18 protein-coding genes are annotated in these 26,625 nt (G+C 34.2%); 5 read left to right on the forward strand and 13 right to left on the reverse strand.

Going from position 1 to position 26,625, the window contains the following annotated elements; translation table 11 throughout:
* The first annotated feature begins 344 nt into the window (after positions 1-344).
* Positions 345-782: a T9SS type A sorting domain-containing protein gene (locus EM932_RS09505; protein ID WP_135876954.1), complete on the forward strand. Its 438-nt coding sequence runs from the start codon at positions 345-347 to the stop codon at positions 780-782.
* Positions 783-784: 2 nt separating this feature from the next.
* Here EM932_RS09505 and EM932_RS09510 read toward each other — a convergent pair whose 3' ends face one another.
* The 11 genes from EM932_RS09510 to EM932_RS09560 form a co-directional block, all read right to left on the reverse strand.
* Positions 785-1,357 carry a YdeI/OmpD-associated family protein gene (locus EM932_RS09510; RefSeq protein ID WP_135876955.1) on the reverse strand — a complete coding sequence of 191 codons (573 nt, stop codon included), beginning with the start codon at positions 1,355-1,357 and terminating at the stop codon, positions 785-787.
* 2 nt (positions 1,358-1,359) lie between these two features.
* Positions 1,360-3,006: a M1 family metallopeptidase gene (locus EM932_RS09515; protein WP_135877057.1), complete on the reverse strand. Its 1,647-nt coding sequence runs from the start codon at positions 3,004-3,006 to the stop codon at positions 1,360-1,362.
* A gap of 65 nt (positions 3,007-3,071) precedes the next feature.
* Entirely contained in the window at positions 3,072-4,406 is a 1,335-nt protein-coding gene (locus tag EM932_RS09520) for a M28 family peptidase (RefSeq protein ID WP_135876956.1), read from the reverse strand.
* 381 nt (positions 4,407-4,787) lie between these two features.
* On the reverse strand, positions 4,788-5,270 hold the full coding sequence (locus EM932_RS09525) for a DUF6265 family protein (protein WP_135876957.1): 483 nt from the start codon (positions 5,268-5,270) through the stop codon (positions 4,788-4,790).
* Positions 5,271-5,429: 159 nt separating this feature from the next.
* Positions 5,430-7,235, reverse strand: a complete 1,806-nt coding sequence (locus EM932_RS09530) for an acyl-CoA dehydrogenase family protein (protein ID WP_135876958.1) — start codon at positions 7,233-7,235, stop codon at positions 5,430-5,432.
* Positions 7,236-7,281: 46 nt separating this feature from the next.
* Positions 7,282-7,644: a four helix bundle protein gene (locus EM932_RS09535; protein WP_135876959.1), complete on the reverse strand. Its 363-nt coding sequence runs from the start codon at positions 7,642-7,644 to the stop codon at positions 7,282-7,284.
* 52 nt (positions 7,645-7,696) lie between these two features.
* Positions 7,697-8,890, reverse strand: a complete 1,194-nt coding sequence (locus EM932_RS09540; RefSeq protein WP_135876960.1) for an acetyl-CoA C-acyltransferase — start codon at positions 8,888-8,890, stop codon at positions 7,697-7,699.
* A gap of 41 nt (positions 8,891-8,931) precedes the next feature.
* Positions 8,932-9,336 carry a four helix bundle protein gene (locus tag EM932_RS09545; RefSeq protein WP_246040997.1) on the reverse strand — a complete coding sequence of 135 codons (405 nt, stop codon included), beginning with the start codon at positions 9,334-9,336 and terminating at the stop codon, positions 8,932-8,934.
* A gap of 52 nt (positions 9,337-9,388) precedes the next feature.
* Positions 9,389-11,797, reverse strand: a complete 2,409-nt coding sequence (locus EM932_RS09550) for a 3-hydroxyacyl-CoA dehydrogenase/enoyl-CoA hydratase family protein (protein WP_135876961.1) — start codon at positions 11,795-11,797, stop codon at positions 9,389-9,391.
* Positions 11,798-11,806: 9 nt separating this feature from the next.
* On the reverse strand, positions 11,807-12,250 hold the full coding sequence (locus EM932_RS09555) for a MarR family winged helix-turn-helix transcriptional regulator (protein WP_135876962.1): 444 nt from the start codon (positions 12,248-12,250) through the stop codon (positions 11,807-11,809).
* Between the two features lie 119 nt (positions 12,251-12,369).
* Positions 12,370-14,136 carry an AMP-dependent synthetase/ligase gene (locus EM932_RS09560; RefSeq protein ID WP_135876963.1) on the reverse strand — a complete coding sequence of 589 codons (1,767 nt, stop codon included), beginning with the start codon at positions 14,134-14,136 and terminating at the stop codon, positions 12,370-12,372.
* 442 nt (positions 14,137-14,578) lie between these two features.
* Between EM932_RS09560 and pflB the strand changes: the two genes are divergently transcribed.
* The 4 genes from pflB (at position 14,579) to ppdK (ending at position 21,926) form a co-directional block, all read left to right on the forward strand.
* A complete protein-coding gene (gene pflB, locus EM932_RS09565) occupies positions 14,579-16,804 on the forward strand; it encodes a formate C-acetyltransferase (protein ID WP_135876964.1) in 2,226 nt (741 codons plus the stop codon).
* A gap of 41 nt (positions 16,805-16,845) precedes the next feature.
* Complete coding sequence (gene pflA / locus EM932_RS09570) at positions 16,846-17,634, forward strand: pyruvate formate-lyase-activating protein (RefSeq protein WP_135876965.1); 789 nt, start codon at positions 16,846-16,848, stop codon at positions 17,632-17,634.
* 38 nt (positions 17,635-17,672) lie between these two features.
* On the forward strand, positions 17,673-18,929 hold the full coding sequence (locus tag EM932_RS09575; RefSeq protein WP_135876966.1) for an L-lactate MFS transporter: 1,257 nt from the start codon (positions 17,673-17,675) through the stop codon (positions 18,927-18,929).
* A 267-nt stretch (positions 18,930-19,196) separates the two neighbouring features.
* The gene (gene ppdK, locus EM932_RS09580; protein WP_135876967.1) at positions 19,197-21,926 is read left to right on the forward strand and encodes a pyruvate, phosphate dikinase; all 2,730 of its coding nucleotides are present in this window, start codon (positions 19,197-19,199) and stop codon (positions 21,924-21,926) included.
* 261 nt (positions 21,927-22,187) lie between these two features.
* Here the strand turns inward: ppdK and EM932_RS09585 are convergent, their stop codons facing one another.
* Both EM932_RS09585 and purL read right to left on the reverse strand, forming a co-directional pair.
* On the reverse strand, positions 22,188-22,844 hold the full coding sequence (locus EM932_RS09585; protein WP_135876968.1) for a DinB family protein: 657 nt from the start codon (positions 22,842-22,844) through the stop codon (positions 22,188-22,190).
* Between the two features lie 24 nt (positions 22,845-22,868).
* Positions 22,869-26,591, reverse strand: a complete 3,723-nt coding sequence (gene purL / locus EM932_RS09590; RefSeq protein WP_135876969.1) for a phosphoribosylformylglycinamidine synthase — start codon at positions 26,589-26,591, stop codon at positions 22,869-22,871.
* Positions 26,592-26,625 lie beyond the last annotated feature (34 nt).

Consider the following 26,625-nt stretch of genomic DNA (forward strand, 5'->3'; position numbering starts at 1 on the left):
TGACAAGATTAACCACTTTTCAGACAGCCTCTCCTCCTCGTTCCTCGTCCTGAATGATATGATTTCTTCTTTAAAATCTTTTAAATATTTGATTATCAATTTATAATATACCGAACTGACGTAAAATTATAATGTAACTAAACCAAATAGTGTTTTATAAAAGGGTTTATACTTTGAGCCTTAGTAGTGTTTAAGCAGTTAAGTATACAAAAGCTTACTAAGAGTATTCTGTTTAAAGATCCTTATAGAAATTCTATAAATGGCATATAAAACCAGGTTTATTACGAATTAAGATCTGATTAGTAGATCAATGACGTATATAAGATAACGAAAATAGCTCCACTATGAAAAAACGTTATCCTACTACCGTTTGTTTGTTACTATTACTTGTGAGTTTTTCCAGTGCTCAAATTTCAGAAGTAAACTTTTTAAACAGAGATTCAACATTTACAGGTGCTTATTCTACTATGGGTACGACTTCAAATACTAAAAGTTTTGTAGATAATAGTAATACTTATAATCCATTAAAAAAATCTTCTTTAAGTGTTACTGAATTGGAAGATGTCTCTTTTGAAACAGGTATTAATTCAGTTCAATATTACTTATTTATAAGTTTTAGAGTTAGCGAACAGAGAACAATTAATTTATTTTCAATAAACGGTAATAAGGTGCTAAGTAAAACAGTAAATACTTCTGAAATAGAATTAGATATTAGCCACTTAAGTAATGGTCTTTACTTTTTGAATATAGACAAGGAGAATTTTAAGATTATAAAACTATAGTTTTACCAATTCCCTCTATCTTTTATATTAGCTTCACATAGTCTAATAATTTCAACAATTCGTTTTTGCCTAGTTTCTTCTCTTTTGGCTTGATTTAACCAATACAAATAGTGTTTTTTGTAAGAAGGAGCAAAGTTGTTATAATTATTAAAGGCTGTTGGGTGTTTGTTAAATGCTAATTGTAGAGCTTCTGGAATAATACCTTTTTCAACAGCATCTAAAGCTGTCCAGCTACCATTTTTCTTTCCGATTTCAATAATTTTAAAACCACTTTCATGCATTAAATTATTGGCAGTTAGCTCTTTTACGTATCTTTTGTTTAATGCACTCCATATACTTTTTGGATTTCTTGGAGAAAAGCGTTGTCGACGTTTTCCATTACCCAAACTTTTTACAGTGGAATCAATCCAACCGTAGCAAAGAGCAACTTTTACAGCTTCTTCCCATCGCATGGAAGGTTCTTTATTCTCTACTTTATAAAAAATAAGATAAATACCTTTAGAAGTATCATGATTTTCGTGTAACCAATCCCGCCATTCGGTATCGGTTTTAAAATATAACTCGGCAACTTCCACTCTTATAGTTTTTTTACTTCAACATAAAAATCTTTATCCACTTCAAAAGATATGATTTTTAAATCGGATGATATCGTTTTCCAATCAGATTTCGGAAATAACCATTGGTTATTTCCATTAACGTTCACCTGAACAGGCATATCAAATTTATCAACAATATTTGCCCAACGATATTTTAATTCATTTTTTTCGATTGTATACTCAAGTGTTGGGACTTTTGTGGTTCTTAGATATTGATTGAAAAACGCCGTTAGATCAATCTCAGTTTTTTCACTCAAATAATCTTCAATTTGTTGTGTAGTAACCGTCTGATGAAAGAAATCTCTATTTAATCCGCGTAAAATTTGCCGCCATTTTTCATCATCTTCAATAAGTTGTCTAAGCGTGTGTAACATGTTTGCACCTTTAAAATACATGTCACCAGAACCTTTTTTATTAACATTATAATGTCCTATTAAAGGTCTATCATTTTGTATGTTTTTTCGCGTACCGATCACATACTCGGCTGATGCTTCTTTGCCATAATAGTAATCTAAAAACAAATTTTCAGAATAGCTTGTAAAGCTTTCATGTATCCACATGTCTGCTATGTCTTTATTGGTAATGTTATTTGCAAACCATTCATGTCCAGATTCATGCACAATAATAAAATCGAATTTTAGACCCCAACCTGTATCAGATAAATCACTACCTAAATACCCTTTTTTATAGCCATTTCCGTATGTAACAGAACTTTGATGCTCCATGCCTAAATAAGGTACTTCAACTAGCTTATAACTATCTGCATAAAACGGATACTGACCAAACCAATGCTCGAAGGCTTTCATCATTTTGGGAACATCTTTAAAATGTTCTTTGGCTTTTTCTAAATTATCTTTTAAAACATAATAGTTCAAGTCTAAATGACCTCCTTGTCCATTATAAACTTCAGAGAAATTAGTATAGTCACCAATATTTATATTGATTCCGTAATTATTTATTGGGCTTTTAACAAACCAACTATATGTTTTTGAATCGGTATATTGTTCAACACGCCTTAACCTACCATTAGAAACATTCATTAAGTTTTTAGGAACATTCACACTAATAAGCATACTGTCTACTTCATCGTACATATGATCTTTACAAGGCCACCACACACTAGCACCTAACCCCTGACAAGACGATGCAACAAAATGATTGCCATTTGGATCTCTTTTCCATGAAATACCGCCATCCCAAGGTGCTCTAACTGCCTCTCTTGGATAACCTTCATAATGAACTTCAATGAAATTTACGTTTCCTATTTCTTGTTTTTCAATAAGATTTATAAAATGCGCATTGCCGTCATGGGTTATTTTTAATTCTGTACCGTTCTGAATGGCTTTAGTAAGGTTTAGAGGTGTTTGCAAATCAATTTGCATAACAGAAAAATCCTTTAAAACGGTATATTGAATCGTATTTTTTCCCGAAATAAATTTTTTATCTGGGTCAACTTTAATATCTAAATGGTAATAGTTTAAATCCCACCAAGAACGTTCAGGAGTTATAGAACCTCGTAGAGTGTCTTGTCTGGTGAAATTATTTTTCTCTGAAAGTAATCCCTGAGCGTTTATGGAAACACATGAAATTACTAAGAGAATACATAATAAATATAAACGATAGGTCATAGTTTTATCTTTCTTCAAAATTAAATAAAAAGGTTCTTAAGGATTTGTTAATATTTATATGCAGCTTAATCTCTAAAGACTTTATTAGGAAATACAACAACGCTTTCAAAACCGTTTTCACCAACTGAAGCTATTCCGAAAAAATAATTATCAATAACAATACCATCTAATGTGAATTCCGAGACATCTCCAACATATCTACTATAATCCCAGGTAGGTGAGGTGGTATTTCTCCAGTAAATTTTGTAGCCTATAGCCCCATCAACTTTATCCCATTTAAATTTTACCGATGGTTCTACAATACCTCCAATAGCTACATTTTTTGGTGCTGGGGGAGCAGTAGCTAAACTGGCCATATTGATGGCATTCACTGCGGTGAGTTTTTTTGCATAACCAAAATTTACATACTCAATAACATCACCATATTTTATACCATTTTCTTCACGAATATCTTGATGTTGCTGTGTGTAGTTTTCATGAGCTTCCATAATACGAATACCTGCATATCCCAAATCATTAAAAGGACGGTGATGTCCACCACGACCAAACCTATCAAGCCTATAAACCATCATAGGATTCATCTCTGGCATATATATTTTTGTGGTTTTATAGACATAGCGTGCTAATTGACGAGAAATACCATCAACTTCTCCACCATAAAACCGACGTAGTGTTCTTTGACGTTCTGTTTCATTAGGAGGGACAGGTTCTGAAAATATTCTAAACGTTCTATTATCAATAACACCATCCACCCCTTTAATATTTCCGATCATATCATTATTAAAAACGCCGATAATATCCCAGGCTTTTTCCTGAGCATGTTTTGCTAATCCAGCACCACCAAAGAGTCCTTGTTCTTCACCAGATAGGCCTACGTAAATAATACTGCTCTCAAATTGATATTTAGATAAAACCCTAGCTGCTTCAATAGTTCCTGCCATACCCGAAGCATTATCATTAGCTCCAGGAGCATCGGTGGTAAAATCCATAGTATTGCTGGCTCGAGAATCAATATCACCACTCATAATGATATATCGATTGGAATATTTAGTCCCTTTTTGAATAGCGACTACATTAACCACCCATGCATCGTGTGGTACGCGATTGTTTCCCTTTTTAGTAACAAAGTCTTTTTGGTAAAAGACTTCTAGACAATTATTACAATCTTTTGAAATGGCTTCAAATTCTGATTTTATCCATCGCCTGGCAGCACCTATGCCTCTGGTGTTTGAAATAGTGTCGCTAAAGGTATTTCTTGTTCCAAAATTTACAAGTGTTTGAATGTCTCTCTCAATTCGTTTTTCAGATATACCGTCAATGATATCGTATAACTGTTGGTGCGTTTGTGCAATAATAGTTGAAGGAACTAATAATAAAAGTAATAAGAATGTTAGTTTCATTTCATGTCAAAAAAATTAATGTTTTAAAGATAATGAAAATAAACCCAGAGTTATGTTAAACTATTAGCTGTATTCTGTATTCAAGCATTACTGTTTGTTTCGAAAATTAAGTTATGAAAAGTAATACCTTATTTAAAGTGAGTTATATATATTAATAATTGACAATCAGTTGTTTATCTATTTTGATGAAGAAACTATGTCATTCCAAATGCTACGGAGGGTAAAATATATTTTACTTGAACGTATATAGCGTAGCTATTGAGGAGGAATCCCATCCTCATGAGATTTCTCGCCTCTCATACTTCGCTCTGTTGAAATGACAAATACTTGAAAATCATTGTTTTAATGTTGTTTTTATAAAAAAAATAAATCGAACTGATGTTATTTAGTGTAATTAAACTTAACAGTTTCTATAGAGCCATTTTTTTGTTTTATATCAACATATACATTCATTTCGTTATCATTTACTTTTTCAAAGGACATGCCTTCAAAAATCACTTTGTTTTCAGTTATTTCTTTAAGAGTAAAATCTACTGTTTCATCTTTAGTTTCCCACCCTTTTAAGTCGTTGTTAAAGTGTTTTAATTGAAGAATGAGTGTGTTTTCTATTTCACGAATTATTTCTATTTCGTAAAAAGAAACTTTTCCATTATTTATTAGTTTGAAAGTTGCCATCATGGAACCCCCAGAGGGTTTACTCCAATTTTCTTCAGTTTGACCTCCAAAGGCTTCTCCTTTCCAATTACCAGAAATCCATGAAATGTTTCCTAATTTCGGCGCTAATATTTTCTCAGCTTGTGTATGGCATGGTAAACTAAAAAGAGACGCTATTATTACTAATACAATTACAATAAAATCTTTCATAATCTTAAATTTTAATGAGTTTATTATTAAGACGTTTGTGACGTTTAAAAAGAAGACATATTTTCCAAGTTTAACATAGTAAAAAAAGAAAAACGCCTCGAAAAAAAAAATTCCGGAGCGTTTTTAGAATTGAGTTAGTCACAAATTATATTGTTTATACTAAAAACAGTATTTGTTTTCTTTAATCACTTTTTCAGCAATGATATGTCTTAATTCAATGATATTAGGCATATTAACATATTTAATATAGCGTTTTAAGCCCATAAGCATCATACGTTGTTCATCACCCGTAGAGAATGAAATAATGGAATGTTTACCAGCTGTTTCAATAACATCAATAGCATGGAATAAGTTTAGTTTGGCCATAGCTATTTGTTCTTTCACTTGATCTTCGCCTTCTTTTTTAGCCATTTTTTCTGCACGAAGAATGGCCGTTTCGGCTAAATAAATCTGGATTAATATATCTGATGCAGCCAACATTAATTGCTGTTGCTCTTCAATTTTCTCACCGTATTTCTGTAAAGCAGCTCCAGCCACCATTAAGAATAGTTTTTTAAGATTCTTTACGATATTTTTTTCTTCAGAAAATAATTCAGAATAATCAGGTACATCAAAAGATGGAATACCAACTAATTCATCTTTAACTGCCATAGCTGGTGTTAAAACATCTACATGACCTTTCATGGCTTTTTTGATAAGCATACCAATTGAAAGCATTCTGTTTATCTCATTAGTACCTTCATAGATTCTTGCTATACGTGCATCTCTCCATGCAGATTCAATAGGTGTTTCTTCAGAGAATCCCATACCTCCAAATATTTGAATGCCTTCATCAGTACATCTTTGAGTGTATTCTGAAACAGCTACTTTTAAGATAGAGCATTCTATAGCATATTCTTCAACACCTTTTAATTCGGCTTCCTGATGGGTGTCTTTTCCGTTATTTTTTCTTAGTTCAATACGATCCTCAATATTTTTTGCTGCTCTATAACTGGCAGCTTCTCCTACCCAGCAATTAGTTGCCATTTCTGCTATTTTTTGGCGAATGGCACCAAAACTAGAAATTGGTGTTTTAAATTGAATACGCTCGTTGGCATATTTCACAGATTCCGTTATAACACGACGTTGTGCATCTAAACATGCTGCTGCTAGTTTTATTCTACCCACATTAAGAGCGTTCATAGCTATTTTAAATCCATTGCCTCTTGTTGATAGCATATTTTCAATAGGAACTACGGTTTCATTAAAGAATACCTGGCGTGTAGAAGAGGCGCGAATCCCTAGTTTATGCTCTTCTTCACCCATGGTAATACCATTAGGGTTTTCAGGATCGTATTCTATGATAAATCCAGTAATATTTTTATCGTCTTCTATACGAGCAAAAACAATCATTAAACTACAAAAGCCCGCATTTGAAATCCACATTTTTTGCCCAGTAATACTATAACTTTTACCATCGGCAGAGAGTACTGCTTTTGTTTTACCTGAGTTAGCATCACTACCAGCACTTGGTTCGGTTAAGCAATATGAACCAAACCATTCACCAGAAGCCAATTTTGGTACATATTTTTTCTTTTGTTCTTCGGTTCCGTATAAAGTAATAGGCATGGTTCCAATTCCAGTATGCGCTCCAAAAGCTGTACTAAAAGAACCAGTAGCTCCAGAAATATAATCACAAACAAGCATCGTATCTACAAATCCCATACCCATGCCACCATATTCTTCTGGAACAGAAACACTCAAAAAACCAAGTTCACCAGCTTTTTGCATGCATGATTCTGTTAAGGCATAATCCTTTTTTTCAAATTGTGCTTTGTTTGCCCAAATTTCTCTATCAACAAACTCAGTCACAGCTTCTTTCATCATCAATTGATCTTCATTGAAATCTTCTGGAGTGAATATGTCTTCACAATTGGTGTCTTTTACTAAGAACTGTCCGCCACGTAAAATATCTTTTTCTTCCATTTTATTTGAGGTTTATAATAAGATTAAAGAAGAAAGAAAATAGACCTTAATTGAGGCTGTTTTGAAAGCCCATTGTCATTCTTTGGAATTCTTCTATTTTTCCTTCTAGTGTATTTAATATTATTTTGTTTATATATTTTCTATGATGTGCTACTAATAATTGTGTTCCTAATTCAAAAGATGAGCCTAAAGAGATATCTAAAAAATGACTAAAAGATTTGTCTGTTCTGGCTGAACCTTCAGCAATGTTGCTAGGTATTGAAACAGAGCATCTGCTTATTTGAGAACTTAAATCGAATCTTTCATGTTTTGGAAAATCTAACAAGATATCAGATACATTATTTGTAATCTCTAAGCCGAGTTTCCAAATTTTTAAATTTTTATAATTATGTCTTTGTTTAGCACACATTTTAAAATCTATTTTCTTTTATCTATATGCTCTTCTCTCTATGGTTTTATTATTAATTAAGAAACTCGAATATGCCACAAGCTCCTTGACCAGTACCAACGCACATGGTAACGGCTCCATATTTTCCTTTCATGTCGCGTTTACGCATTTCATCAAATAATTGCACGGATAACTTTGCTCCTGTACAACCTAAAGGATGTCCTAGTGCTATGGCTCCTCCATTTACATTTATAATATCAGGGTTGAGGTCTAATTCTCTAATCACAGCTAAAGATTGAGATGCAAATGCTTCGTTTAATTCGATGAGCTCTAAATCAGATTGTTTTAAACCAGCTTGTTTTAAAGCCTTTGGAATAGCTTTTACTGGGCCTATTCCCATGATACGAGGTTCAACGCCTGCTGCTGCATAGTTAACTAAACGTGCAATAGGTTCTAGGTGTAATTCTTTCACCATGTCTTCACTCATCACCATAACAAAGGCAGCTCCATCACTCATTTGAGACGAATTTCCAGCTGTCACACTGCCACCAGCAGCAAATACAGCTCGTAGTTTTGCTAAAGCTTCTTTACTGGTTCCAGCACGGGGCCCTTCGTCTTTTGTTACGGTATATGATTTAGTAGCTTTCTTTCCATTGGAATCAATATAAGTTTGTTCCACGTCAATAGGTACAATCTGATCTTGAAAACGATTTTCTGCTTGTGCTTTTAAAGCTTTCATATGTGAATTGTATGCAAATTCATCTTGATCTTCACGAGATACCTTAAACTGGTTAGCTACGGCTTCTGCTGTATTTCCCATACCCCAGTAATAATCTTCATGACCAGCTTTTACTATGTCGTAATTTAATTCAGGCTTAAATCCTGTCATAGGCACAGCACTCATACTTTCTGCACCTCCAGCAATAATACAGTCAGCCATTCCAGATTGTATTTTAGCAGTAGCAATACCAATGGTTTCGATACCAGATGAACAAAAACGATTTACAGTAACTCCAGGAACATCTACACTATTTAATCCCATTAAAGAGATTAAACGAGCCATATTTAATCCTTGAGATCCTTCTGGCATGGCATTACCAACAATAACGTCGTCTATGCGCGTTTTGTCTAATTGTGGTAATTCCTTCATCATATATTGAATGGTTTCTGCAGCCAATTCATCAGTTCTTTTAAAACGAAATACGCCTTTTGGAGCCTTTCCAACTGCTGTTCTGTATGCTTTTACGATGTAAGCGGTTTTGTTCATAGTTTATAAGTATTTTGACATATGATGATAAGACGAATGACTTAAGACTTTTGCAAGTTTTCCATGAATCGTGTTATCATTCCCTGAATCATTTGAATTTTTTTTTCTAAATGTTTAAAAGTGTTTTCGGAAATATATCCTATTTCAAAAGAGATTATTAATTGCGTTTCCCACTCGAAGGCTGAGCCTAAGGCTGTTTCCAAATATTGAATAAAGTGCTTATCTGTTCCTTTACTTGTACCTTCAGCAATGTTTGAAGGAATTGAAACAGAGCATCTTTGCATTTGATTTGAAAGTGCATAAACTTCTGACTTTGGAAACGTTTTGGTCGTGATGTAAGTTTCTTTTACTATTGAAATACCATCTTTCCAAATTGTTAATTTTCTAAAATTATGTCTTGCGGCCATTTTACTCTTATTTTTATTTTTGACTATGATATAAGACATTCTATTTCGTCTTTAAGTCCTATGTCAATTAGTCTTAAATCGTCATAAATACTTAGTTTCTCAACGGTTTCCCAGTCGTCAACATATGCTGTATACGTTCTAACGTTTTACGCTCTGTGCATAGGCTTAAAAATGCTTCACGTTCTAAATCCAATAAATATTGTTCAGTAACTAGGCTCGGCTCGGATAAATCACCTCCTGCCATGACATAAGCTAATTTGTTTGCTATTTTATGATCGTGCTCACTTATATAATTTGCAGCTTCCATAGAATCAGTTCCTACTAAAAACATACCTAAGGCTTGTTTTCCAAGTACTTTTACATCTTTGCGTTTTATAGGTTGTGTGTAGCCAGCTTCTGCCATTAATTTTGCGTGAGCTTTAGCTGTCGCTATTTGTCGGTCTTTATTAATAATTACAATATCTTTTCCTTTTTGGAGTACACCCATATCAAACGCCTCATAAGCAGACGTTGCAACTTTGGCCATACCGATAGTTAAAAAGTATTCTTGTAATATATTTAATTCCACATCACCTTTTCTAAATGTATCAGAAGCCCTTAAAGCCATTTCTTTAGAACCAGCACCTCCTGGAATAACACCAACACCAAACTCTACTAACCCAATGTAAGTTTCTGCTGCAGCGACTACTTTATCAGCATGCATAGATAATTCACAAGCACCTCCTAAAGACATGCCGTGTGGTGCTGAAATGGTTGGAATAGAGGAGTAGCGCATGCGCATCATCGTATCTTGAAAATACTTGATTGCTGCATTAAGCTCATCATATTCCTGCTCAACAGCCATCATAAATATCATACCAATATTGGCTCCAACTGAGAAATTGGCACCTTGGTTGCCAATAATTAACCCCTGATACTCTTTTTCAGCTAAATCAATTGCTTTATTGAGCCCCGCTAAAACATCACCACCAATAGTATTCATTTTAGATTGGAATTCGCAGTTTAATATACCGTCTCCCAAATCTTCAATAACAACACCAGAGTTTTTAAAGACTTCATTAGATTTTCTAATATTATCTAAGATGATAAATGCGTCCTGACCTGGTACTTTCTCTTGTGTTTTCTTCGGAATGTCGTAAGCATAAGTAGAACCTTCCTTAACAGAATAAAATGATTTACAACCAGATGCTAGCATATCATTTACCCAATCTGCAGGTACTAAACCTTCAGCTTCCATGATTTCTATACCTTTTTCTACACCAATAGCATCCCATATTTGAAAGGGACCATGTTCCCAACCAAAACCGGCTTTCATCGCGTCATCAATCTTATATAATTCGTCTGTTATTTCAGGAATGCGATTTGAAACGTAAGCAAATAAAGCAGCGAAACTTTTTCTATAAAACTCTCCTGCTTTATCCTTGCCGGATACGAGTACTTTAAACCGATCTACAACGTTATCTATAGTTTTAGTAAGCTCCAGAGTAGCGAATTTCGCTTTCTTAGCAGCACGATATTCTAAGGTGTTTAAATCCAATGACAAGATTTCTTTCTTACCTTTAGCAGACACTGTTTTTTTATAAAACCCTTGTTTTGTTTTACTTCCTAACCATTTGTTTTTCATCATCGTGTCGATGAAATTTGGTAATTTAAAAAGTTCTAGGCGTTCATCTTCTTTGCAGTTTTCTGCTATGCCGTTTGCTACATGAACTAATGTGTCCAAACCAACAACATCAACGGTTCTGAATGTAGCAGATTTTGGCCTGCCAATAACTGGACCTGATAATTTATCAACTTCTTCAATGGTTAATCCCATGTCTTTAACAGCATGGAATAAACTCATAATACTAAAGATACCGATACGGTTTCCTATAAAAGCAGGTGTGTCTTTAGCTACTACTGAGGTTTTTCCCAGGAATTGTTCACCATAACCATTAAGGAATTCTAAAACTGAAGCCTCTGTTTTAGGGCCAGGAATAATCTCGAATAATTTTAAGTAACGCGCAGGATTAAAAAAGTGTGTTCCACAGAAGTGTTTCTGAAAGTCTTCACTACGTCCTTCACTCATAAACTTAATAGGAATACCAGATGTATTACTTGTAATTAAAGTGCCAGGTGTTCTATGTTTTTCTAGTGATTCAAAAACTTGTTGTTTTATATCCAATCGTTCAACGACCACCTCCATAATCCAATCAACATCGGCTACTTTTGCAATATCGTCTTCCAGATTACCTGTTGTAATACGATTTGCAAACTTAGAATGATAAATTGGTGAAGGTTTCGATTTTAATGAGGCAGCAAGGGCATCGTTAACCAACCTGTTTCGTACTACTTTGTCTTCAAGTGTTAAACCTTTAGATTTTTCTTTGTCATTCAGTTCTCTTGGGACTATATCAAGTAATAAAACATCTACGCCAATATTAGCGAAATGGCATGCGATACCACTTCCCATAATACCGGAACCTATAATGGCTACCTTTTTTATTCTACGTTTACTCATTTTATATTACTAATCGTTTTGATTATATATTTTTTTGTTTGATACCATATCATTAATAACTTCAGCGACTTCATAAAAACTGTTTAGTTTTTCTTCTGAAACCTTACTTTTTATAGCTTCATTAAATGTTAAAACCTTTTCTCTTGAATAGGCTCTTTTTTCGAGACCAAAATCAGTGAGAGAAATGATAACACCTCGACCATCTTTAGGATTGGGTTTACGTTCAATAAGTCCTTTAGCTTCCATGGTTTTCAATATTCTGGATAAACTGGTAGCTTCCATTCCCATTTTTGGTCCTAAAGCAGTAGAAGGCGTGCCTTCTTCTCGATCTATACTTAACAGAGTAAAGCCTGTTGCCATAGTACTTTCAAATTTTGCAGCTTCTTCATTATACATTTTTTGCACAGCAAGCCATGTCGTTCTTAATATATAGTCAATAGTTTTGTCTTTCATATTATTTAGGTTGGTGACCAAATATATGAAAAATTTATTATGCACGCATAATAAATTGTGTAAAAATTAACACAACCTTGTTGAGAGAGTATTGAAAAGGTGTTTTGTGATCTTTTAAGTTATGATCTGTAGATTTTTTCTATTAAATCTACATACTTAGCCTTAATCACTTTTCTTTTCATTTTTAAAGTAGGTGTTAAATGGCCAGCATCAATTGACCAAACATCTGGGGTTATTTCGAATTTTTTAATTTGTTCCCACTTACCAAAACCTTTATTCGCAGTGTCAATTTCTTCTTGAATACGAGCTAATAATTTTGAATTGTTAATAAGATCATTTGATGACTTAAAAAGAATTTCATGTCGTCTTGCCCATTCTTCAACAAATTCAAAATTAACTTGAATTAAAGCGGCTGGCATTTTTTCACCATCACCAATAACCATGATTTGTTCTATAAAGCGGGATTGTTTAAATTGATTTTCAAGTAATGTAGGTGCTACATATTTTCCGCCCGAAGTTTTAAACATTTCTTTTTTACGATCGGTAATTTTTAAAAACCCCTCAGCATCAAATTCTCCAATATCACCTGTATGGAAATAATCTCCAGTCATGACTTCAGCTGTTTTTGCTTCATCTTTATAATATCCCATCATAACGTTGGGACCTTTACATAAAATTTCACCATCTTCGGCTATTTTAACTTCAACACCGTCTATAACCTTACCAACGTAACCTATTTTCCATTCGTTATTACGCTTGTCACTTGCAGAAATGCCAGGAGATGTTTCCGTTAAACCATAGCATTCCATAATAGGCATGTCTGCTGCTCCAAATATGCGTCCTAACTTAGCTTGTAATGCCGCACTTCCAGAAGCCATGAATACAATATTACCTCCTAAAGCTTGTTGCCATTTTTTAAATATAAGTTTGCGGGCTATAGCTAGTTTTAATTCATACCATGGGCCATTTTTTTTGTAGGGTTCAAATTTAACTCCAACTTCCACTGCCCAAAAAAACAGCATCTTTTTTATACCAGTTAATTCTGTGCCTTTCGCAATAATCTTGTCATATACCTTTTCTATTAACCTAGGAACTACGGTCATAGTGGCTGGTTTAATCTCTTTAGCATTATCGCCTATTTTATCCATAGATTCTGCAAAGTAAGTTTCAATGCTTCCAAATTGATACAAGTAGAGAAAAACACGTTCAAAAATGTGACATATAGGAAGAAAACTTAGTGCTCTTTCACCTTGTTTTAATGGGAATTTAAGCTGCGCTGAAAGGACATTAGAAACAATGTTATTATGAGATAACATAACACCTTTAGGTTTTCCAGTAGTACCAGACGTATAGATTATCGTAGCTAAGTCCATTGAACTGACATCTTCTTTTCTTTTTTCAACATCTTCTTGTGTGGATTCGTCCTCACCAAGTTTTAATAATTCTGAATAATGTTTACAACCTTTAATATGATTGAAACTATAAATTTCTTTTAATTTTGTTTTTGATTTTATTGCGTTTACTTTTTCCAATACATCTTCGTCTGAAACAAAGCAGTATATGGATTCACTATGGTTTAAGATATACTCGTAGTCATCTGCACCAATTGTTGGGTAAATAGGTATGTTTTGCGCTCCTATTTGAAGGATACCAATATCTATAATATTCCACTCAGTTCTGTTTGTTGTAGAAATAACAGCGATTTTGTCGTGTTTTTTTATATCAAGACTTAATAAAGCTCTACTAATTGCATTCGCCTTATCTATATATTCTTTAGTTGAGGTTTTTACCCATTTGCCATCGTACTTAGTAACTAATGCAGCATCTAAAGGATGGTTTTTTAATTGATAATAAGGAAAGTCAAAAAGTCTTGTAATTTTTTTCATGCGTTTTTTATAGAATCTAGATATGCAAAATATGAAATTAAAAAATGATTTTCAAATTGAGTTGTAAAATAGAATTTAATACATCAGCTTCTGGATATTTTGATGATTTTAAAACTTTTAATTTCAGGAGCTTATTCTTTATCGTTAAATAACTCAGATTCTTTAATTTTTTTTGAATTATTATGAAAATCATATCTAATTTAGGATAAAAAATAGTAAAATCTTATAAAAAAGATATTTTTATTGAATATTTAACATGTATAAAGGTTAAAAGTTTAAATATTTTTATGTTAAGATCATGTAGCTCAAACGTTTTCGTAAAAAATCTAATCAAAAATACTTGAGTTTACTGATAATTGTCAGTTTTATAATTAAGCCCAGTATTTATTTTTGGTATAGTAAAACAAGCATGATTTTTTAAAATATTAATAAAGATAAAACAATGGAAGTAAAACAATTTAACTACGGAGTTTGGACGGAAAAGGTCAATGTAAGGGATTTTGTTACTAATAACATTACTCCTTATCATGGGACGTCAGAGTTTTTGGTTGGACCAAGCGCAAAAACTCAAAAATTATGGGAGGTATGTAAAGAGGCTACTAAAGAAGAACGACAAAATAATGGTGTACGTTCTGTAGATACCGAAACAGTTTCTACAGTTAGTGCTTTTGATGCAGGGTACATTGATAGAGATAATGAAGTCATTGTAGGTTTACAAACTGACGAATTATTAAAACGAACTATGAAACCTTTTGGAGGTTTTAAAGTGGTGCAAAAAGCATTACAAGAACAAGGTGTAAAACCTAATAGTAACTTAACAGAATTATTTTCTAAGTATGTTAAAACACATAATGATGGTGTGTTTGATGCATATAATGCTGAAATAAAAAAATACCGTTCATTAGGTTTCTTGACAGGGTTACCAGATAACTATGCTCGTGGTAGAATAATTGGTGATTATCGTCGTGTAGCTTTATACGGAATAAACTTCTTAATTAAATCTAAACAAGAAGATTTATCAAATATAAAAGGTCCAATGAGCGATGCTGTTATTCGTTTGCGAGAAGAAGTTTCTGAGCAAATAAAAGCATTGAAAGAAATAATTGAATTAGGTGCTAAATATGATTTAGACTTAACGCGTCCTGCTGAAAATGCAAAAGAAGCGGTACAATGGACTTATATGGCTTACCTAGCTGCTGTAAAAGAGCAAGATGGAGCAGCCATGTCTTTAGGGAATGTATCTACATTTTTGGATATCTATATTGAGAATGATTTACAAGAAGGTCTTATTACTGAAGAAGAAGCTCAGGAATATATCGATCAGTTTGTTATGAAACTTCGTATGGTACGTCATTTAAGAATGAGTGCTTATGATGAAATTTTTGCTGGAGACCCAACCTGGGTGACCGAAGCTATAGGTGGTATGTTTGAAGATGGAAGAACTAAGGTCACTAAAACCTCTTTTCGTTTCTTAAATACTTTGTACAATTTAGGTCCTTCACCCGAACCAAATATGACCATTCTCTGGTCTAAAGATTTACCACAAAACTTTAAGGATTTTTGTGCTAAAGTATCTATCGATACATCATCAATTCAATTTGAAAATGATGAATTAATGAGAGAAAATAGAGGATCTGATGATTACGGAATAGCATGTTGTGTGTCTCATCAGGCGTTAGGGAAATCCATCCAGTTCTTTGGAGCACGGACTAACTTAGCTAAAACATTATTATTAGCTATTAATGGTGGGCGTTGTGAAATAACGGGAACTCAAATGGTAGATGGTATTGAACCTTGCGATTGTGAGTATTTAGATTTCGATAAAGTCATGGCTAACTTTAAAATAGCTATGAAAGAAGTAGCGCGTGTTTATAATGATTCCATGAACATTATTCACTATATGCATGATAAATATTATTACGAAAAAGCTCAAATGGCATTAATTGATACTAATCCAAGTATTAATATTGCTTATGGTATAGCTGGTTTATCAATTGTGGCAGATTCACTGTCAGCAATTAAATATGCAAAAGTTAAACCAATAAGAAATGAAGACGGATTAACTGTTGATTTCAAAATAGAAGGCGATTTCCCATATTATGGTAATGATGACGATAGAGTAGACGAATTAGCAGCAAAAGCCGTGGCAGATTTTAATGATGAATTAAAGCAATTAGCAGTTTACAAGGATGCAGAACCAACTATGTCTGTGTTAACTATTACATCTAATGTCGTTTATGGAAAGAAAACAGGAGCAACACCAGATGGTAGAGCAAAAGGAATTCCATTTGCGCCAGGAGCTAATCCAATGCATGGTCGCGATTCTCAAGGAGCAATTGCATCATTAAACTCAGTAGCAAAAATTAATTATAAAGATTCTCAGGATGGTATTTCAAATACGTTCTCAGTAGTACCAAAATCTTTGGGAGCTAATGAAGAAGATAGAATTGAAAATTTAGCAACTATTTTAGATGGCTATTTCTCCAGAAATGCACAACATGTCAATATTAATGTATTAGATAAGGAAACATTGATTGATGCTATGGATCATCCAGAGGAATACCCACAATTAACAATACGTGTTTCTGGTTATGCTGTTAATTTTGTAAGATTAACAAAAGAACAGCAATTAGAAGTTATCACACGTTCTTTCCACGAGTCCATGTAGTAGTTTTATTAATATTTTTAAGTATCTGCAAAAGGAGAGTCATGCTCCTTTTGTGGATACTAAATTTAAAAAGTTGTCTTATCAAAACAGAAGAAAACATATTAAGAGTACACTCTATTGAGTCCTTTGGAACACATGATGGTCCTGGAATTCGCATGGTTATATTTTTGCAGGGGTGTAAATTAAAATGTCTGTATTGTCACAATCCGGATACTATTGAAACGTCTGGTGGTAAGTTATACCATATTGAAGAATTGGTGAAAATGGCAGTAAAGGAGAAACCTTATTTTGGAAAAAAAGGAGGCGTTACGGTATCTGGAGGAGAGCCTTTATTACAATCTAAAGAATTAGTGCCTTTTTTTAAAAGATTAAAAGAAGAAGGTATTCATACCAATATTGATACTAACGGTAGAATACTAAATCATTTCACAGAGGAATTATTAGATACTTATGCAGATTTGGTCATGTTAGATATTAAACATATGACAGAGGAAGGTTATGAAGCTATAACTGGGATGCGTAATAAAGAAACCGCTTTTAATTTTGCCAAGCATAGAGAAGCGTCAGGGAAAAAAATGTGGTTGCGGTATGTATTGATACCCGAAATCACTAATAAACCTGAGCTTTTACACCAAATGGGAGCGTATTTTAAAGATTATAAAACTATTGAAAAGATTGAGTTGCAACCATATCATAAACTAGGTATTCATAAATGGGAAGCTTTAGGTTGGGATTACCAATTGAAAGATGCCCGTGAAAATACAGAGGAAGAGATAGATGCTGCAGTAGAGATTTTAAAGAATTATTTCAAAGAAGTTAAAGTAAATTAAAAAGTGTTGTTAGAATCAACACTCAAACTATAAATATTATGCAAACACAAAAACTTAAAAACCGTTGGTTAATAGCAGCTTCAGCAGTTGGAATTCATATTTCAATAGGGTCTGTTTATGCGTATTCGGTTATGACCAATCCGGTTAAAGATATTTTTGATGTTGATGGAAGTGTTATAAAATGGGCATTTAAAATTGCTATTTTATTATTAGGATTATCGGCAGCATTTTTAGGTAGATGGGTAGAAAAAGTAGGACCAAAAGTAAGTGGTACGACAGCAGGGGTATTTTATGGAATAGGTATTTTAGGTTCTGGACTTGCTGTACAATTTGAATCATTAATCCTATTTTATTTATGCTATGGCGTTATTGGAGGTATTGGTTTAGGCTTAGGATACATTACACCAGTAAGTACCTTGGTAAAATGGTTTCCAGACAGACGTGGTTTAGCAACAGGAATGGCTATTATGGGCTTTGGTTTTGCTGCTTTGGTTTTTGGACCTGTCATGCAATCGCTTTTTGACGCTGTTGGCGTATCCAATGCCTTTTACATTTTAGGAATTATATATATGGTATTAATATTGTCTTCTGCAAGATATATTGAAAGACCACCAGAAGGCTATATGCCAGCAGGCTTTAAACCAGGAGAAGGTAAAACTATAAAGGCAGATATAGCAAATATTGATGCAAATGCTTCTCTGAAAACGCCACGTTTTTATTACATCTGGATTATGATGTTCATTAATATTGCTTGTGGTATTGCCATTATATCGGCGGCAAGTCCGATGATGCAGGAAAAATTAAATTACACGCCTATGGAAGCAGCGGCAATAGTAGGTTTAATAGGAGTTTTTAATGGTTTAGGTAGAATTATGTGGTCCAGTCTTTCAGATTATTTAGGACGTGCAAATACTTATATTATATTCTTTGCTTTTCAAATTCTGGCATTCTTTTTCTTACCGAAAATTTCCATGGAAATAGCCTTCTTAGTCGTGCTGTTTACGGTTATTACCATGTATGGTGGCGGATTTGCAACCTTGCCAGCATTTTTAGGTGATTTATTCGGAACTAAACAATTAGGAGCGATTCACGGTATGGTATTAGCAGCTTGGGGATTAGCAGGTGTTGTAGGACCTACAATTTACGATGTTGTTAAAAATGCCACAGGATCATTAGATGCCACCTTAGAAGTCTTTGCTGGCTTATTCGTTATCGCATTGATTGTATCATTATTAATGAAACGTACAGTAAATAAAGCTTATAAAAAAATAGATGAAAAATTGAATTTTGCTTAAACAGCATCATTTTATTATGTCTTAGTCGAGAGAAGCACTTTCATTTAGTTGAAAGTGCTTTTTTCTTTATACTCATCTTAAATTTTCAATTTAAAAGATAAAAATGTGGTTAAAAAATTCATTTTTCATTAAATGAGTTTCAATACTAAAAAACATGCTATTTTCCAGTGTAAAAGACTTATAACATGACTTTTGTCATGGTAATTTCTCATTTAAAAATGTACTTTTAAAACACTTTTTTAAATGAGAAATTTAACAATAATAATTATGGAAATACTTGAAAATGTAAAGAATCGAGTTTTCAAATTTGGAAACAAAACAGCTGATGGAAATAGCAAAATGAGAAATCTCTTAGGAGGGAAAGGAGCAAATTTAGCAGAAATGAGTTTATTAGGAATACCAGTTCCACCAGGGTTTACTATTACAACTGAAGTTTGTACAGAATATAATTTATTAGGACAGGAAGCTTTAGTAGAAATGATTAAAGAAGAGGTAGAAGCTTCTATAGCCAGTATCGAAACTCAAATGGGAACTTCTTTTGGAGATAAAGAAAATCCGTTACTAGTATCCGTACGTTCTGGAGCCAGAGTATCTATGCCTGGTATGATGGACACCGTTCTTAATTTGGGCATGAACGATGAGGTGGTACTTGGATTAGCTAAAAAAACAAACAATGAACAATTTGCCTGGGATTCTTACCGTCGTTTTATTCAAATGTATGGAGGAGTCGTTCTGGGTATGAAGCCAGCTTCAAAGGAAGATATAGATCCTTTCGAGGAAATCATGGAGGATCTTAAAGAAAAAAGAAGTATTCAATTGGATACAGAGTTTACCGTACAGGATTTAAAAGACCTTGTTTACGATTTTAAGCGTGCGATTAAAAAAAGAACTGGATTAGATTTTCCAACAGATCCATGGGATCAACTGTGGGGAGCAATTATTGCAGTGTTTAATAGTTGGAATGGAGATAGAGCCATTTACTATAGAAATATGAATGGGTATCCTGCAGATTGGGGAACGGCCGTCAATGTACAAGCTATGGTTTATGGCAATATGGGTGATAATTCTGGAACTGGTGTATGTTTTACGCGTGATGCAGGAACAGGAGAAAATGTGTTTAATGGAGAATATTTAATTAATGCTCAGGGAGAAGACGTTGTAGCAGGTGTAAGAACGCCTCAGCAAATCACAAAATTAGGATCGCAACGTTGGGCAGAATTAGCAAAAATAGAAGAAACAGATAGAAAAGAAAATTATCCTTCACTGGAAGAATTAATGCCTTCTATTTTTGAAGAGTTGAATACGTATCAGGATATTCTGGAAAAACATTACCGTGATATGCAGGATATGGAATTTACAATGCAAGATGGTAAACTTTGGATTCTTCAAACAAGAAACGGAAAACGAACTGGAGCTGCTATGGTAAAAATAGCCATGGATTTGTTAAAAGAAGGAATGATTGATGAAAAAGAAACATTATTATTAATAGAACCAAATAAGTTGGATGAACTTTTGCACCCGGTTTTTGATCCAGAAGCACTTAAAAGAGCGAATGTTATTGCACAGGGATTACCCGCTTCGCCTGGTGCAGCAACTGGTAAAATTGTCTTTTTTGCAGATGAAGCAAATAAGTACAAAAGCAGTATTTTAGTTAGAATAGAAACGTCGCCTGAAGATTTAGAAGGGATGAATATTGCTAAAGGAATATTAACTGCTCGAGGCGGTATGACCTCACATGCGGCTGTTGTTGCCCGTGGCATGGGTAAATGTTGTATTTCTGGCGCAGGTGCTTTGAAGGTTAACTATAAAAAGAGAACCCTTACGGTTGATGGTCATGAATATCATGAAGGTGATTGGATTTCATTAAATGGCTCTACAGGTAATATCATAGAAGGAAAAGTAGCAACCAGAGAACCTGAGTTAGGGGGTGAGTTTGCTGAAATAATGAAACTTGCCGATAAATATGGGGTTGTTAAAGTTAGAACAAATGCCGATAGTCCAAAAGATACTAGAGTAGCTCGTAGTTTTGGAGCACAGGGGATAGGTTTAACAAGAACAGAACATATGTTTTTCGAACTTGATAGAATCAAGGCTATGCGAGAGATGATTTTAGCTGATACTGTAAAAGAAAGAAAACAAGCTTTAGAGGATTTGTTACCAATGCAGCGTGCTGATTTTGAAGGTATATTTGAGGCTATGGAAGGTCATGCTGTAACTATTAGATTACTAGATCCTCCATTACACGAATTTGTTCCCCATCAGTTAGCAACCCAAAAAGAACTTGCTGAAGATATGCATATTCCTTTACAGGCTGTAAAAAACAAAGTAGCAGAATTGGAAGAATTTAATCCCATGTTAGGGCATAGAGGCTGTCGATTGGGTAATACATATCCAGAAATTACAGAAATGCAAACACGTGCTATTATTGAAGCAGCACTTAATTTAAAAGAACGTGGTATTATTTGTAAGCCAGAAATCATGGTTCCTTTGGTAGGAACTGTTAAAGAGTTTGAAGCTCAAGAACAGATAATTAGAACTACGGCAACTACTATTTTTGAAGAGCGAAATGATACTGTAGAATATTTAGTAGGTACTATGATAGAAATACCCAGAGCGGCATTGATGGCAGATCAGATTGCAAAAAAAGCCGATTTCTTTTCTTTTGGAACGAATGATTTAACACAAATGACCTTTGGATATTCTCGTGATGATGCCAGTAAATTTTTACCAATTTATATCGAAAAAGGAATCTTAAAAGTAGATCCTTTTGAAGTTATAGATCAAGAAGGAGTAGGTCAATTAGTTAAAACTGGAACAGATCGAGGCCGAACAACCAAACCAAACTTAAAAGTTGGTATTTGTGGTGAGCATGGAGGAGAACCAAGTTCTATTGAATTTTTCTATAATATAGGTATGGACTATGTGAGTTGTTCGCCATATAGAGTGCCAATTGCCAGATTAGTTTCTGCACAAGCAGCTATAAAAGCAACTTTATAGTATTTAGTACTTAAATAATGTGAGTTCGACATATTAAAGACTAACAATCAATTGTTTAACTATTTTAATAGAGAAACTATGTCATTCCGAATGCTACGGAGGGTAAAATATATTTTACTTGAACGTATATAGTGTAGCTATTGAGGGTGAATCCCATGTCTTTGGCGAAAAAAGCCTTTTCGTTTAGTTGAAAAGGCTTTTTTACTATATACTAATTTGATTACTTAAAAATTTTGTTTTTAAAAGATAAGTTTGGCGTTATTATTTTATTCGCGATCTAATAAATTTGAATTGTCCATTATGGTTGGATTCATGCTCACAAACATGGAACCATTTACAATAGTTGTTTGTAGGCCCCCAAGGGAAATCATTATCGACAGACATTAACCATTCGTCATCACGGTTTGCGAATTCTTTCAAGGTGTTTTCTCTTACTTCTGAAAGATGATTTAAGTAATAATCAAAATTATTTCCCTTAATTTCCTTTCTTGCTTTTTCTCCCAAGCCAGAAGCTATAGTCCACTTATCAGCATCTTTTTTGGACCAGTCTCCCCATTTTTTATTTTCGAACGTATGAATTTGATAAAAGCGCTCTGTAGCTGCTAAATGCATAAGCATTGCTCCAATAGTATTCGCATTTTTGTCAATCAAAAAATCCAGATCTGAGGTACTCATATCTTTTACAGGCTCAAGAATAACCATTCGCATCCAGTTCATCATAGAGACTAACGTTCCAATATGAGGCGTATAGCCTTCTTTAGGTCCAACAATATTAATGTCACCTTCTTGGGAGGCATTACCGAGTGGTTTTAGATGCGGTGCTGCAAATAAGTTGCTGGTTCCAAGAGCTCCAATGGTTAGTAAAGAAGATGTCTTGATGAAATTTCTCCTGTTGACTGATTTTAATTTGTTTTCCATAATGAGATTTAATATCTCATAAATTTACTTATTTATTTCCAGAATCCACCTCTTAGCATTTACGAAAGCTTCTAACCATGGAGACACTTCATCTTTACGTCCATCAGGGTAGTTAGCCCAGTTCCATTGGAATGTAGAACGTTCTATATGTGGCATCGTTACTAAATGTCTTCCTGTTTTATCACTCATCATAGCGGTGTTAAAATCTGATCCATTTGGGTTATGAGGGTAGCCTTCATAACCATATTTAGCAACAATATGATATTTGTCTTCGGTGTATGGTAAATCAAATTTTCCTTCACCATGAGAAATCCAAACGCCTAAAGTGCTTCCTGCTAATGTTGAAAGCATTACCGAATTGTTTTCTTGAATTTTAACCGATGTAAATGAACTTTCGTGTTTGTGCGAATTGTTATGAACCATTTTTCCATGAATATCATGTTCTGGATTTATTAAATCTAATTCCATCCATAGCTGGCAGCCGTTACAAATACCAACAGATAAGGTGTCTTCTCTATCAAAGAAGTCTTTTATAACTTTATTCGCTTTTTCGTTGTACTTAATAGCTCCTGCCCATCCTTTAGCCGACCCTAAAACATCGGAGTTACTAAAACCTCCAACAGCTCCTAAAAACTGAATATCTTCAAGAGTTTCACGACCAGAGATTAAATCGGTCATATGTACATCCTTTACATCAAAACCAGCCAAATACATGGCATTTGCCATTTCGCGCTCTGAATTACTACCTTTTTCACGAAGTATGGCAGCTTTTGGCCTCTCGATACGATTCGTTTTGGACGAATCACTCGAAGTGACATTGGGTAGTTTTCCTGTAAACTGTTTTGGGAATATGTATTGTAAAGGTTGATTTTTATAATTATTGAATCTGTCTTCAGCTAAATTATTTGCTGTTTGTTTTTGATCTAATAAGAACGATGTTTTGTACCAAACATCACGTAATCTGGAAACCGTCATGGTGAATACTTCGGTATTATTAATAACACTTAGAGTATCGCTTTCCGTTACTTTTCCAATATTATGAAATTCAATATTAGCTTCTGTTAAAACAGATTCAATAGAAGTATCTTTAGCTTGAATTACAATCCCTGAATTTTCAGCAAATAATATTTTGAACGAATCTTTTTCGTTTAGAGAAGATAAGTCTAATTCTGCTCCTGTATTCACATCAGCAAAACAAAGTTCTAATAATGTTGTGATTAATCCACCAGAAGCAACATCATGTCCTGCAACGATTTGATCGTTTACGATTAAGCTTTGTACCGTATTAAATACATTTTTTACATAAGCTGCGTCTTTAACATTTGGAGCATCGTTTCCTATTTTGTTAAGGACTTGAGCAAAGGAACTTCCTCCTAATTTAAAATCATCCTGAGAGATATTGATATAGTAAATATCGCCGCCGTTTTTCTTGAAAACTGGCTCAACAATTTTATTTATATCGTTACAATTTGCTCCTGTCGAAATAATAACCGTACCAGGAGAAATCACTTCTTCATTCGGGTATTTTTGTTTCATTGAAAGCGAATCTTTTCCTGTCGGGACATTGATTCCTAAATCGATAGCAAACTCTGAAACCGCTTTTACAGCTTCATATAAACGAGCATCCTCACCTTCATTTTTACAAGGCCACATCCAGTTTGCAGATAATGATACGTTTTTTAAACCATCTTTTAAGGGGGCCCAAATAAGATTAGTTAAAGCCTCAGTGATTGAATTTCTACTACCAGCTACTGGATTAATCAATCCAGAAATAGGTGAGTGGCCAATAGAGGTTGCAATACCTTCTTTGCCTTTATAATCTAATGCCATAACTCCCACATTATTTAATGGTAATTGTAAAGACCCTACACATTGTTGTTTTGCAACTTTACCACCAACACAACGATCTACTTTGTTTGTTAACCAATCTTTACAAGCTACAGCTTCAAGTTGCAATACCTGGTCCAGGTAGTTGTGAAATTCATCAGAATTATAACTAACATCACTGTAGTTTCTTTCTAAGGTCTTATCTGTCATGATTGTTTTAGGTGAACTTCCAAACATATCTTCCATGGCTAAATCCATAGGTTTGTTGCCTTTGGTTTTAGATTGGAACGTAAATCGGCCATCTCCTGTAACATCGCCAACAGTGTACATTGGAGAACGTTCGCGATCTGCTATTTTATTAAGTGTGTCTATATGTTCTTCGGAAATCACTAAGCCCATACGTTCTTGTGACTCGTTCCCGATTATTTCTTTATCTGATAATGTTGGGTCACCAACAGGTAAAGCATCTAGATTTATTTTTCCACCTGTATCTTCAACTAATTCAGAGAGACAGTTTAGATGTCCACCAGCACCGTGATCGTGAATGGAAACGATAAAGTTTTCATCACTTTCTACCATACCACGAACGGCATTAGCAGCACGTTTTTGCATTTCCGGATTAGAACGTTGTACGGCGTTTAATTCGATTCCTGAAGCGAATTCTCCAGTATCTGCTGAAGACACAGCTGCACCGCCCATACCAATGCGGTAATTTTCACCACCAAGAATCACTATTTTATCACCCGTTTTTGGTGTGTCCTTTAAGGCTTGTTCTGCTTTGCTATAACCAATTCCACCAGCTTGCATAATGACTTTATCGAAACCAATTTTGCGAAGAGGCCCTTCGACTGCGTTCAGGGTGGCATCATTATTTTCATCGTATTCGAAAGTTAGAACAGATCCGCAAATAAGGGGTTGCCCGAACTTGTTACCAAAGTCTGAAGCTCCATTGGATGCTTTTATTAAAATATCCATTGGTGTCTGGTATAGCCAATCGCGTTCTTCAACACCTTTTTCCCAAGGTCTGTTTTCTTCTAAACGAGAATAAGACGTCATGTATACTGCGGTTCCTGCCAAAGGAATAGAACCTTTTCCACCAGCCAATCTATCTCTAATTTCTCCACCTGAACCCGTTGCAGCACCATTAAAAGGTTCAACTGTGGTTGGGAAGTTGTGTGTTTCCGCTTTAAGTGAAATAACAGATTCGAATTCTTCTGTAGTATAGTAGTCTGGAATATCTGCACGTTTTGGTGCAAATTGCTCCACTTTTGGACCTTTTACAAAAGCCACATTATCTTTATAAGCAGACACAATATCGTTAGGATTTGCTTCTGATGTTTGTCTGATCATTTTAAAAAGCGACGCAGGCTTTTCTTCTTCATCAATTACAAATGTTCCGTTAAATATTTTGTGTCGACAGTGTTCTGAGTTTACTTGTGAAAATCCAAAAACTTCAGAGTCAGTTAATGGTCTGCCTATTTTTTTAGAAACACCTTTTAAATATTTAACTTCTTCATCACTTAACGATAACCCTTCTTGTTGGTTGTAAGCTGCAATATCTTCAATATCTAGAATGGCCTCAGGTTGAATATCTATGGTAAAAGAGTTTTGATTTAATCCATTGAATTTCTCCGAAATCATTGGATCGAATGCTTTAAAACCTTCAGAAACAGCTTCGAATTCTTCAATTCTGATAATATCAGAAATCCCCATATTTTGAGTGATTTCTACAGCATTTGTACTCCAAGGTGTTATCATGGCTGCACGCGGACCAACAAAAAAAGCATCGAGAGATGCTTGTTGTATTTTTGGCTGGTTGCCAAATAACCACGTTAATTTTGAAGTGGTTTCAGTTGATAATTCTTTTGTTGTTTGAACAGCAAACACTTTGCTGGTTACGTTTCCAAAGAAATGAATCATTATGTCTTGATTTGTGTGTGTTTAAAGAAAGTGC

Origin of the sequence: Flavivirga rizhaonensis (assembly GCF_004791695.1) — a bacterium.
Taxonomy (GTDB): Bacteria; Bacteroidota; Bacteroidia; order Flavobacteriales; family Flavobacteriaceae; genus Flavivirga; species Flavivirga rizhaonensis.